The 12,523-nt window shown below is 74.9% G+C and carries 6 protein-coding genes; 5 read left to right on the forward strand and 1 reads right to left on the reverse strand.

The features are described 5' to 3' along the window. The first annotated feature begins 8 nt into the window (after positions 1 to 8). From ACZ50K_RS24085 to ACZ50K_RS24105, 5 genes are all read left to right on the forward strand, one after another. Positions 9 to 7,163: an amino acid adenylation domain-containing protein gene (locus ACZ50K_RS24085; protein ID WP_468906678.1), complete on the forward strand. Its 7,155-nt coding sequence runs from the start codon at positions 9 to 11 to the stop codon at positions 7,161 to 7,163. 44 nt (positions 7,164 to 7,207) lie between these two features. After that, positions 7,208 to 8,011, forward strand: a complete 804-nt coding sequence (locus ACZ50K_RS24090) for a 2,3-dihydro-2,3-dihydroxybenzoate dehydrogenase (RefSeq protein ID WP_468906519.1) — start codon at positions 7,208 to 7,210, stop codon at positions 8,009 to 8,011. A 98-nt stretch (positions 8,012 to 8,109) separates the two neighbouring features. Beyond that, on the forward strand, positions 8,110 to 9,354 hold the full coding sequence (locus ACZ50K_RS24095) for an isochorismate synthase (RefSeq protein WP_468906521.1): 1,245 nt from the start codon (positions 8,110 to 8,112) through the stop codon (positions 9,352 to 9,354). Further along, complete coding sequence (locus tag ACZ50K_RS24100; RefSeq protein ID WP_468906524.1) at positions 9,351 to 10,985, forward strand: (2,3-dihydroxybenzoyl)adenylate synthase; 1,635 nt, start codon at positions 9,351 to 9,353, stop codon at positions 10,983 to 10,985. The genes ACZ50K_RS24095 and ACZ50K_RS24100 overlap by 4 nt, the downstream gene beginning before the upstream one ends. A gap of 58 nt (positions 10,986 to 11,043) precedes the next feature. Then, on the forward strand, positions 11,044 to 11,676 hold the full coding sequence (locus ACZ50K_RS24105; protein ID WP_468906527.1) for an isochorismatase family protein: 633 nt from the start codon (positions 11,044 to 11,046) through the stop codon (positions 11,674 to 11,676). 19 nt (positions 11,677 to 11,695) lie between these two features. Here the strand turns inward: ACZ50K_RS24105 and ACZ50K_RS24110 are convergent, their stop codons facing one another. Beyond that, on the reverse strand, positions 11,696 to 12,451 hold the full coding sequence (locus ACZ50K_RS24110; protein ID WP_468906530.1) for a helix-turn-helix transcriptional regulator: 756 nt from the start codon (positions 12,449 to 12,451) through the stop codon (positions 11,696 to 11,698). Positions 12,452 to 12,523: the final 72 nt, after the last annotated feature.

The following is a 12,523-nucleotide window of genomic DNA, read 5'->3' on the forward strand; positions in this document are numbered from 1 at the left end:
TCGAGGACATGCTCCCGCTGTCCCCCTTGCAGCAGGGCATGCTGTTCCACTCCGTGTACGACCGGAGCGCGCCCGACGTGTACACCGTGCAGGTGTCGGTGCGCCTGGGCGGAGCGGTGGACGCGGACCGGCTGGAGCGGGCGGGGGCGGCACTGCTGCGCCGCCACCCCAACCTGCGCGCCGGGTTCTGGTGCGAGGGCGTCCCCCAGCCCGTGCAGTTCGTGCCGGCCGAGGTGTCCTTCGCCCTGGACCGGGTGGACCTGGCGGACGACCCGTCGCCCTCGGCGGTGCGCCGGGTGGAGCGGGCCGAGCTGGCCCGCCGGTTCGAGCTGCACCGGCCGCCGCTGCTGCGGCTGGCGCTGGCGAAGCTGGGCCCCGAGGAGTACGTCCTCGTGGTGACGGTCCATCACATCCTGGTGGACGGGTGGTCGATGCCCCTGCTGGTGGCCGATCTGCTGGCGCTGTACGACCGGAACGGCGATCCCTCCGGGCTGGCCCCGATGCGCCCCTACCGGGACTATCTGAAGTGGCTGAAGCAGCAGGACGGGGCCGCCGCCGAGGCGGCCTGGCGGGGCGCGCTGGCCGGGGTGGACGAGGCGACGCTGGTGGCCCCGGCCGATCCGGCGCGCCTCGCGGTCCGGCCGGGTGTGCACCGGCTGGAGCTGAGCGCCGAGGCGACCGCGGGGCTGACGGCCGCGGCCCGCGGGCTGGGCACCACGCCGAGCACCGTCCTCCAGGCCGCGTGGGGGCTGCTCCTCGGCTCGCTGACCGGGCGCCAGGACGTGGTGTTCGGGCTGACCGTGGCGGGACGGCCGGAGGAGATACCCGGGGTCGAGTCGATGATCGGGCTGTTCATCACCACCGTGCCGGTGCGGGTCGCCGCCCGGCCGGGTGAGAGCGTGGCGCGGGTGCTGCGCCGGTTCCGGGACGAGCAGAACGGGCTGCTGGCCCACCACCACCTGGGGCTGCGGCTGATCCGCAAGCAGGCCGGGGCGGGCGAGCTGTTCGACACCCTGGTGGTCATCGAGAACTATCCGGTGGACCCGGCCGCCCGGCCGGCGCTCTCGGACGGGGTGCGGGTGACCGGGGTGGAGGCCCGGGACGGCACCCACTACCCGCTGACCCTGGCGGTGTCCCTGGACGAGCGGGCCGAACTGGCCCTGGAATACCGTCCCGACCTGTTCACCGGCCGGGACGCGGCGCGGATCGCGGAACGGTTCGCGGCCGTGCTGGAGCAGGTGTGCGCGGATCCGGAACGGCCGGTCGGCTCGCTGGAGCTGCTGGCCCCCGCCGAGCGGGCGGCCCTGACGGCCGGCTGGCACGGTGCCCGGCGGGACGTGCCCGCGGGTACCGTCTCGGACCGGTTCTCGGAGCGGGCCTCGGCCACCCCGGACGCCTGCGCGGTGGTCTCCGGCGAGCGTCGGCTGACGTTCGCCGAGCTCGACGAGCGGGCCGGGCGGCTGGCCGCGCTGCTCGCGGAGCGGGGCGCCGGACCGGACACGGTGGTGGGGCTGGCGCTGCCGCGCTCCGTGGACTCCGCGGTGGCGGTGCTGGCGGTGCTGCGGGCCGGGGCGGCGTATCTGCCGCTGGACCTGGACCACCCGGCGGAGCGGCTGGGGATGATGCTCGGTGACGCCCGGCCGGTGTGCGTGCTGACCACCCTCGCGGCGGCCGGGCTGCTGCCCGCCGAGGAGCCCTCGGGCGCGCCCCGGATCGTGCTGGACGCGCCGGGGACGGTCGCGGAACTGGCCGCACTGGAGCCGGGGTTCGCGGCCGTACCGGTGGACTCGGCCCATCCGGCGTACGTGATCTACACCTCGGGTTCCACCGGCGTGCCCAAGGGCGTGGTCCTGACCCACGGCGGTCTGGCGAACCTGTACGCCAACCACCTCGCCGAGGTGTTCGGTCCGGTGATCGCGGCGGCCGGCGGGCGGCGGCTGCGCGCCCTGCACACCGCCTCCTTCGGCTTCGACACCTCCTGGGAGCAGCTGTTCTGGCTGATCGCCGGACACGAGCTGCACATCCTGGACGAAGTGGGCCGCAAGGACGCCGAGTTCACCGTCCGCTACGTCCGCGAGCGGCGCATGGACGCCATGGACGTGACTCCGACGCACGCCCAGGCCCTGCTGGAGTGGGGCCTGCTGAGCGCGGACCACCACCGGCCCGCTCTGCTGCTGCTGGGCGGCGAGGCGGTCCCGGAGTCGGTGTGGACCGAGGTCCGCGAGGCCCCCGGGGTGATGTCGGTGAACCTGTACGGGCCCACCGAGTACACGGTGGACGCGCTGGCCGCGGACCTGTCGGTCTCGGACACGGCGGTGGTCGGGCGCCCGATCGGGAACACCTCGGCGTACGTGCTGGACGGGGCGCTGCGCCCGGTTCCGGCGGGTGCGCCCGGTGAGCTGTACCTGGCCGGGCACGGGATCGCGCGGGGCTATCTGGGGCGTGCGGCGCTCACGGCCGAGCGGTTCACCGCCGACCCGTTCGGGGCGCCGGGGGGCCGGATGTACCGGACCGGTGACCTGGTGCGGCTGCGGCCGGACGGGGAACTGGAGTTCCTCGGCCGGGCCGACCACCAGGTGAAGATCCGCGGCTTCCGCATCGAACTGGGCGAGGTGGAGGCCGAGCTGGCGGCCCTGGACGGGGTGACCGGTGCGGCGGCGGTGGTCCGCGAGGACACCCCGGGGGTGAAGCGGCTGGTGGGATATGTCACCGGGTCCGTGGATCCGGTGGCGGCGCGGGAGCTGCTGGCGGCCCGGCTGCCCGAGTATCTGGTGCCTTCGGCGGTGGTGGTGCTGGACGTACTGCCGGTGAACGTCAGCGGCAAGCTGGACCGGGCGGCGCTGCCCGCTCCGGTGCTCGGTGGCACGGCCGGTGCCCGGGCGCCGAGGAACGCCCGCGAGGAAGCGCTGTGCGCGGTGTTCACGGAGGTCCTGGGGCTGGAGTCGGCGGGTCCGGACGAGGACTTCTTCGCGCTGGGCGGGGACAGCATCGTCTCGATCCGGCTGGTGGCCAGGGCTCGCAAGGAGGGCCTGGTCCTCACCCCGCGCGACGTGTTCGAGCAGCGGACCCCGGCCCGGCTGGCGGAGGCCGCCGGTACGGCCGGCGGTGCGTCGGCACAGGCGCCGGCCTCCGACCGTCCGCTGGTCGAGCTGACGGACGCCCAGAAGGCCGTCCTGGCCGAGGCGTTCCCGTCCGGCGAGGAGGTGCTGCCGCTGGCCCCGCTCCAGGAGGGCCTGTACTTCCACGCGGTGTACGACGACCACGCGCTCGACGTGTACCTGATGCAGAACTTCATCGAGCTGGGGCACGCGGTGGACGAGGCCGCGATGCGGTCGGCGTTCGAGACGCTGCTGGCGCGGCACCCGCACCTGCGGGCCGGCTTCTGGCACGAGGGGCTGCCCGCCCCGGTGCAGGTGGTCCCGGGCGAGTGGGAGCTGCCCTGGCGGGTGGTGGACCACTCCGGTCTGGACCGCGAGGCGCAGGACGAGGCGCTGCGGGAGTTCTCGCTGGCGGACGCCCACACCCGTTTCGACCTGGCGGCGCCGCCGCTGGTCCGGGTGACGCTGCTGCGGTTCGCCGAGGAGCGGTGGGTGCTGTGCGTGACCCAGCACCACATCCTGACGGACGGCTGGTCGGAGTCGCTGTTCCTGGAGGAGCTGTTCGCCCTGTACGGGGCGCGCGGTGGCCGGCCGGCCGAGGACGCGGCTCAGGTCACCCCCTACCGGGACTACCTGCGCTGGCTGGCCGCGGTGGACACCGATGCCTCGCTGGCCGCGTGGCGGGCCCATCTGTCGGGTCTGGAGCAGGGCACGCTGGTCGCCCCCGCCGATCCGGCCCGCCGGCCGGTGACGGCGGAGGTCGTGGACCTGTCCCTGGACGAGGAGACCAGCGACCGGCTGCGGGTCTTCGCCCGGGGCGCCGGGGTCACCCTGAACACGGTGCTGAGCACGGCCTGGGCGATGACCCTGGCCGGTCTGACGGGCCGCGACGACGTGGTGTTCGGCGCGACGGTCTCCGGCCGGCCCGCCGATGTCCCCGGCGTGGACCAGATGATCGGCATGTTCATGAACACGCTGCCGTTCCGGGTGGGTCTGCGGCCGGGCGAGACCCTGCGGGACCTGCTGGTCCGGGTGCAGGGCGAGCACGCCGCCCTGCTGCCGCACCACTACGTGGGCCTGGGCCCGGTCCAGCGGGACACCGGCATCGGGCAGCTCTTCGACACCCTCTACGTGTTCCGCAACACCCCGCGGGACGACGCGGCCCGGGAGGCGGCCTACGAGGCCCACCAGATCGGCTGGACGCACAGCGTCGACGGCACCCACTACCCGCTGACCCTGGCGGTCACCCCGGGTCGCGCCCTGGAACTGACCCTGGCCTACCGGCCCGACCTGTACGAGGAGGAGACCGCGCGGGCCCTGGCCGGCCGGCTGGCCCTGCTCGTGGGGCAGCTCGCCGACGGCGGGGGCCTGCCGGTGGGCCGACTGGACACGCTGACGCCGGACGAGCGGGCCGAGCAGCTCGCCTGGGGCGACTGCACCGGGCAGCCGTTCCCGGACCGTACGGTCGTGGACCTGTTCGCGGGGCAGGCGGCGCGCACCCCGGAGGCGACGGCCCTGGTCTTCGGGGAGCAGCGGCTGACGTACGCGGAGCTGGACGGCCGGGCCAACCGGCTGGCGCGCGCCCTGGCGGCCCGCGGGGCCGGTCCGGAGCGGGTGGTCGCCCTGGGGCTGCCGCGGTCCGCGGAGTTCCTGGTCGCGCTGTTCGCCGTGCTGAAGACGGGTGCCGCCTACCTTCCGCTGGACCTCGGCCACCCGGTGGACCGGCTGGGCGCGATGGTCTCCGACGCGGGCCCGCTGTGCCTGCTGACCACGGCCGCCGTCGCCGACCGGATGCCGGTGGTGGAGGGGGTGCCGGCGCTGGTGCTGGACTCGGACCCGCTGCGGACCGAACTGGCCGGGCTGTCCTCGGACGGTCTGTCCGGGACCGGGACCGCGGGCCGGGTGGACGGCCGCAACCCGGCGTACGTGATCTACACCTCCGGTTCCACCGGCCGCCCCAAGGGCGTCCTGGTGCCGTACGCGGGTCTGACGAACATGCTGGCCAACCACCGGGAGCGGATCTTCGCCCCGGCGGTGCGGGCGGCCGGCGGGGGCCGGCTGAAGGTGGCGCACACCGTGTCGTTCGCCTTCGACATGTCCTGGGAGGAGCTGTTCTGGCTGGTCGACGGGCACGAGGTGCACGTGATCGGCGAGGAGCTGCGGATGGACCCGGCGGCCCTGACCGCACACTACGACCGGGTCGGCATCGACGTGGTCAACGTGACGCCCTCGTACGGGCAGCAGCTCGTCGACGCCGGTCTCCTCGACGCGGACCGGCACCGGCCGGCGCTGGTCCTGCTCGGCGGCGAGGCGGTGCCCGACACGCTGTGGACCCTGCTGCGGGAGACGCCCGGCACCACCGGCTACAACCTGTACGGGCCGACCGAGTACACCATCAACGCGCTGGGCGCCGATGTCGCCGACAGCACCGCCTCCTGCGTGGGCGGGCCCATCCTCAACACCCGCGCCTATGTGCTGGACGGCTCGCTGCGCCCGGTGCCGACCGGGGTGGCCGGGGAGCTGTACCTGGCGGGTGCCGGTCTGGCGCGCGGCTATCTGGGGCGGCCGGCGCTGACGGCGGAGCGGTTCACCGCCGACCCGTTCGGCGAGCCGGGCACCCTGATGTACCGGACGGGTGACCTGGTGCGCCGGCGCCCCGACGGTCTGATCGACTATCTGGGGCGGACCGACGACCAGGTGAAGATCCGCGGATTCCGGATCGAGCCGGGCGAGATCGAGTCGGCGGTGGCGGCCCTTCCGGGGGTGTCGGCGGCGACCGTGGTGGTCCACACCGCCGCGTCCGGCCTCAAGCGGCTGGTCGCCTACACGGTGCCGTCGGGCTCGGAGACCGCCGATCCGGTCCGGCTGCGGGCCGCGCTGTCCGCGTCGCTGCCGGAGTACATGGTGCCGTCGGCGTTCGTGGAGCTGTCGGCACTGCCGCTGACGGTGAACGGGAAGGTGGACCGGGCGGCGCTGCCCGCCCCGGACTTCGGCGACGGCGGCGGACGCCCGCCCAAGGACGCCCGGGAGGAACTGATCGCCGGGGTGTTCGCCGAGGTGCTGGGACTGGACCGGGTGGGCGCGGAGGACAACTTCTTCGAACTGGGCGGGCATTCGCTGCTGGCGATGCGGCTGGTCGGCCGGATCCGCGCCGAGCTCGGGATCCCGCTCCAGGTGGCCACCGTGATGTCGGCGCCCACCGTCGCCGACATCGCCGCCCGGATCGGTTCCGACGCCCGCCGGGACGCGCTGCGGGTCCTGATGCCGCTGCGCGAACGCGGCACGGCCGCACCGCTGTTCTGCTTCCACCCGGCTTCCGGGTTCGGCTGGCAGTACACCGGTCTGCTGCGCCATCTGGACGCGGACCGGCCGGTGTACGGGCTCCAGTCGCCGAGGCTGGCGGGGGCGCTGCCGGAGGTCGAGGATGCGGCCGGGTTGGCCGAGCTGTACCTGGCGGAGATCAGGACGGTCCAGCCCGAGGGCCCGTACCACTTCCTCGGCTACTCCTTCGGCGGGACGGTCGCCCAGACCCTGGCCGCGCTGCTCCAGGAACGCGGCGAGGAGGTCGCCTTCCTCGGACTGCTGGACGCCTACCCGCCGGAGAACGAGGACTGGTCGTACGTGGACTCGCCCGACTGGGCGGAGCGGCTGAAGCGGGAGGAGAGCGGGTTCCTGCTGTCCGTGGCCGGGCTGGAGGCGCCCACCGCGGACGCCGACGGGCCGGGTCCCGACCGCACGGAGGCCCTCCGGGCGATCCGGGACAGCCAGGGCCTGCTGGCCGGCTTCGACGAGGACCTCCTCGACGCGATCGTCGCCACCAACCTGCACTGCGTCCGGCTGCTGTCCCGCAGCCGCACCCGCCGCTACCGGGGTGACGTCCTGTTCGTCACCGCGGGCCGCAGCACCCCGGCCGCCGAGGCACCGGGCCGGGTGTGGCCGCCGTACCTGGACGGGCGGCTCACCGAGCACGTCCTGGACTGCGGGCACGACGCGCTGATGTCCCCGGCGGCCCTGGCCGAGATCGGCCCGCTGGTCGCCCGGGCCCTCGGGTCCACCCCCCGCTGAACCGTCCCCGATTACGGGAACCCCCACCTCAGGAGGATCGATCCATGTCCGCAGCCACTCCCGCCGACCGGTCCCGGCTCGACGGCCGGGTCGCGCTGGTCACCGGCGCCGCCCGGGGCATCGGGGAGGCCGTGGCCCGCACGCTCGCCGGGCTCGGCGCGGTCGTCGCCGCCACGGACCTGCCCGGCGGGGCCCTCACCGGGCTCCCCGACCGGCTCGCCGCGGCGGGCGCCGGCGGGGTCCGGGCGTACCCGCTGGACGTGACCGGGTCCGCCGCCGTCGAGGAGACCGTGGCCCTGGTCGAACGGGAGCTCGGCCCGGTCGGCATCCTGGTGAACGTCGCCGGGGTGCTGCGCACCGGGCCGGCCGCCGAACTCACCGACGAGGACTGGGCGCAGACCTTCGCGGTGAACTCCACCGGGGTCTTCCACACCACCCGGGCGGTGGTCGGGCCGATGGCCCGGCGCGGTTCCGGCAGCATCGTGACGGTGGCCTCCAACGCCGCGGGGATCCCGCGCGCCCGGATGGCCGCGTACGCCGCCTCGAAGGCCGCCTCGGTGATGTTCACCAAGTGCGTGGGCCTGGAGTACGCGGGCAGCGGGGTCCGCTGCAACACCGTCTGCCCCGGCTCCACCGACACCGCGATGCAGCGGGCCCTGTGGACGGATCCGGAGGCGCCCCGGCGGGTCCTCGACGGGGACCTCGCCAGCTACCGGACCGGTATCCCGCTGCGCCGGATCGCCGATCCCCAGGACATCGCCGACGCGGTGGCGTTCCTCTGCTCCGACCGCGCCCGGCACATCACCATGCAGGACCTGTACGTGGACGGCGGCGCCACCCTGCGCTGACCGCCGCCCCGCACCAACCCGCACCCTCCCCGCCCCCGCCCGATCCCCGATCGGGCCCCCACCACACCACCGCCCAGCCGTCCCGAACAGGAGTCACCGTGCCGACGGTCCCCCAGGCCGCCACCCCGGCCCCCACCACCGCCCCCGCTTCCCCCGCCCCCGGCCACCCCTCGGTGGGCGCGGCGACCGGGCTCCTCGACGCCTACCGCCCGGGGGCGCGGTTCCTCGCCACCCCCTCCCGGACCCTGCTCGCCGAGGGCGTGCACCGTGCGATAGCCGCCGACGGGCGGCCGCTGCCGGAGCGGGTGCGGACCGCTCTGGCCCGGGCCGCCCGGGCGGGGCTGCCCCGGCCGCTGGCCATCGGCTGCGTACCGTTCGCCCCGGACGCCCCCGACGCGCTGGTCGTCGCCGGGTCGGTGCGCCAGGGTCCGCCGCTGGCCGCCGACCCCCTGGTCGCCCTGCCGCCGGCGCCGGCGGCCGAGGCCCGCTGGTCGGTGACGGCCGTTCCGGAGCCGGAGGTGTACGGCAAGGGCGTGGCGGCCGCGGTCCGGCGGATGCGGGCCGGGGAGTTCGACAAGGTGGTGCTGGCCCGCTCGCTGGAGCTGGCCTCCGACGCGCCGCTGGACCTGCCCGCGATGCTCCAGCGGCTGGCCCGCCGGGATCCGGGCGCCTACAACTTCGCGCTGCCCACCGGCCCGGGCCGCACCCTGATCGGGGCCAGCCCCGAGCTGCTGGTGTCCCGGCGCGGCAACCGCCTCGTCGCCAATCCGCTGGCCGGCTCGGTGCCGCGCAGCGGGGACCTGGCCGAGGACGTCAGCCGTGCCGCGGCCCTGCTGAACTCCCCGAAGGACCTCCACGAGCACGCGGTGGTGGTGGAGGCGATGCGCCGGGCGCTGGCCCCGTACACCACCGACCTGGTGGTGCCCGAGCGGCCAACCCTGATCCGGACCGCCGCCATGTGGCACCTCTCGACCACGCTGACGGCCACGGTGGCCCGCCCCGAGCTGACGGCCCTGGAGCTGGCCGCCGCGCTGCACCCCACCCCCGCGGTCTGCGGGACCCCGACCGAGGTGGCCCGTCGGGTCATCGGCGAGACGGAGGCCTTCGACCGGGGGTTCTTCACCGGGATGGTCGGCTGGCAGGACGCTTCCGGCGACGGCGAGTGGGTGGTGACCATCCGCTGCGCCGAGGCCGAGGAGACCGGGCCGGAGGACGGCGGCGGGGGCAGACTCCGGCTGTACGCGGGGGCCGGGATCGTCGCCCAGTCCCGCCCGGACGAGGAGACGGCGGAGACCGCCGCCAAGTTCGGCACCTTCCTGCGCGCCGTGGGGGTGTCCCTGTGAGCACCGAAACCCCCCTGTGGCCGGCCGAGTTCGCCGAGCGCTACCGGGCGGCCGGCTGGTGGCGCGGCGAGACCTTCGGCGGGATGCTCGCCGAGCGGGCCGCCGCCCACCCCGACCGGATCGCGATCGTCGACCCGGAAGGCGGCCCGGACGGCGGCCGCCGCACGTGGACGTACGGTGAACTGGACGTGCGGGCCGACCGGATGGCCGCCGGGTTCGCGGCCCGCGGCATCGGGGCCGGGGACAAGGTGGTCGTCCAGCTGCCCAACCGGGCCGAGTTCTTCGAGGTGGTCTTCGCGCTGTTCCGGCTGGGGGCGCTCCCGGTCTTCGCACTGCCGGCCCACCGCCGCACCGAGATCGGCTACTTCTGCGCCTTCACCGAGGCGGTGGCCTACATCGGTCCGGGCGTGCTGTCCCAGTTCGACCACCGCGAGCTGGCCGCCGAGGTCCGCGCCGAAGTGCCCACCCTGCGGCAGGTGTTCATCGCAGACGCGGATCCGGGCCCGTTCACCGCCCTGGCCGAGGTCCCCGTCGATCCGGCTCCCGGTCTCCCCGCCCACCGGCCGGGCCCCGGGGACCTGGCGTTCCTCCAGCTGTCGGGCGGCAGCACGGGGGTGCCGAAGCTGATCCCCCACACGCACGACGACTACATCTACTCGCTGCGCGGCTCCAACGAGCTGTGCGGGGTGACCGAGGAATCCGTCTATCTGGTGGCCCTGCCCGCCGCCCACAACTTCCCGCTGTCCTCGCCCGGTTCGCTGGGCGCCCTGTACGCGGGCGGCCGGGTGGTGCTGGCGCCGCAGCCGGTGCCGGACACGGCGTTCCCGCTGATCGCCGCCGAGGGGGTGACCATCACCGGGCTGGTGCCCCCGCTGGCCCTGCTGTGGACCGAGGCCGCGGGGCGCACCGCGCACGATCTGAGCAGTCTTGAGGTGCTGCTGGTCGGCGGGGCGAAGTTCGCCGAGGAGGCGGCGCGGCGGGTCCGGCCCGCGCTGGGCTGCACCCTCCAGCAGGTGTTCGGGATGGCGGAGGGCCTGGTGAACTACACCCGGCTGGACGATCCGGAGGAGCTGATCGTCACCACCCAGGGCCGGCCGATCTCCCCGGACGACGAGATCCGGATCGTGGACGACGAGGACCGGCCGGTCGAGGAGGGGGCCGTGGGCCATCTGCTGACCCGGGGCCCGTACACGATCCGCGGGTACTGGAACGCGCCGGACCACAACGCGCGTTCGTTCACCGAGGACGGCTTCTACCGGACCGGAGACCTGGTCCGGGCCACCCCGACCGGCCATCTGGTGGTCGAGGGGCGGGCGAAGGACCAGATCAACCGGGGCGGCGAGAAGATCGCCGCCGAGGAGGTGGAGAACCACCTCCTCGCGCACCCCTCGGTGCACGACGCGAACGTGGTCGCCGAGCCGGACGCCTATCTGGGCGAACGGACCTGCGCCTATGTGATCCTGCGCGCGGAGGCGGATCCCGCGACGGGTGCCGAGCTGCGCCGGTTCGTCCGCGAGCGCGGGCTCGCCGCGTACAAGGTGCCCGACCGGGTGCTGTTCGTCACGGCCTTCCCCACCACCGGGGTCGGCAAGATCTCCAAGCGGGACCTACGCGCCACCACCGCCTCCTGACCCTCCTCCCCGCCCGCACCCTCACCGCCCCGCCTTCGCGCTACCGAACGGAACTCCCATGGCCCTGCCCGCCGTCGCCCCCTACCCGATGCCCACCGCCGCCGAACTTCCCGCGAACCGGGTGGAGTGGAAGCTCGACCCCCGACGGTCGGTGCTGCTCGTGCACGACCTGCAGAACTACTTCCTGTCCGCCTACGACACGGCGGAGCAGCCCGTCACCGGACTGCTCAAGGAGGTCTCCCGGCTGTGCGCGGACGCCCGCCGGGCGGGTGTGCCGGTGGTCTACACGGCACAGCCGGGCGGTCAGAGCCCCGAGGAGCGGGGGCTCCAGCAGGACTTCTGGGGTCCTGGGCTGCCGGCGGATCCGAAGGCGGAGGCCATCGCCCCGGCGGTCGCCCCCGGCCCCGAGGACCTGGTGCTCACCAAGTGGAAGTACAGCGCGTTCGTGCGGACGGACCTGCTGGAGCGGATGCGGGCCCTGGGCCGGGACCAGCTGGTGATCACCGGCGTGTACGCGCACATCGGGGTGATGATGACGGCCTGCGACGCGTGGATGCGGGACGTCCAGGCGTTCGTGGTGGCCGACGCCGTCGCGGACTTCTCCGCCCGGGAGCACCGGATGGCCCTGGAGTGGGCGGCCGGCCGGTGCGCGTACGTGACCACGGCGGACCGGGTGGCGGAGGCCTGGTGAGGCCCCGTCGGCCGGGAGTTCAGGCGGAGTGCCGGGTGTAGGAGCCGGGGGTCTGGCCGAAGTGGCGGCGGAAGGCGGCGATATAGCCGTTCGTGGTGGTGAACCCGACCCGGGCGGCCACGGTCCCCACCAGGATCCCCTGGTCGAGCAGTTCCAGCGAGTGGTTGAGCCGGAGCCTGGTGCGCCACTCGGTGAAGGCCAGCCCGGTCTCCTCCCGGAAGGACCGGCGCAGGGTGGTGGGGCTGGTGTAGACGTCCCGGGCCCATTCGGTGGCGGTGCGCGGGTCTTCGGGGCGGCGGGCGAGCCCGCGCGCCACCTCGGTGGCGACCCGGCCGGTGGGCTGGGGCAGCGGCAGGGCGTCCGGGTGTCCGCCGCTGAGGGCGGCGAAGACCGCCGGATCGTCGGCGGCCGCCCCGGAGCTGCGCATCCGGGCGAGCAGCAGGGTCCGCTGGGCGGCGGTGACGTTGATGACGGCCGGTCCGGTGTAGGGCAGCCGGTGCGCGTCCGGGTCGAAGGACTCGGCGACGATGAGGGAGTCGGGGTCGAAGCGGGCGCTGTGCCGGACACCGGCCGGGATCCACAGGGCCACGGACGGGTCCAGCCGGTGGTCGCGGCCGTCCGCGGTGACCGTGATCCGGCCCAGCGGCACGTAGAGGAACTGGTGGTAGTCGTGGACGTGGGCGGGATGGCCGCCGGCCGCGATGAACTCCTCGTCCACGGCGGTGCCCGTGGTCCGTTCGGGCGCGGGCGCGCCGATCAGGGCGGATATGGTCACGGTCATACCTCCACGAAGCACTGCCGCCCGGCCGTTCCGGGCCCCCCGGTGCCCGGCGCGGGCACGGCTGAC

Source organism: Streptomyces sp. NPDC033845, from assembly GCF_055576225.1.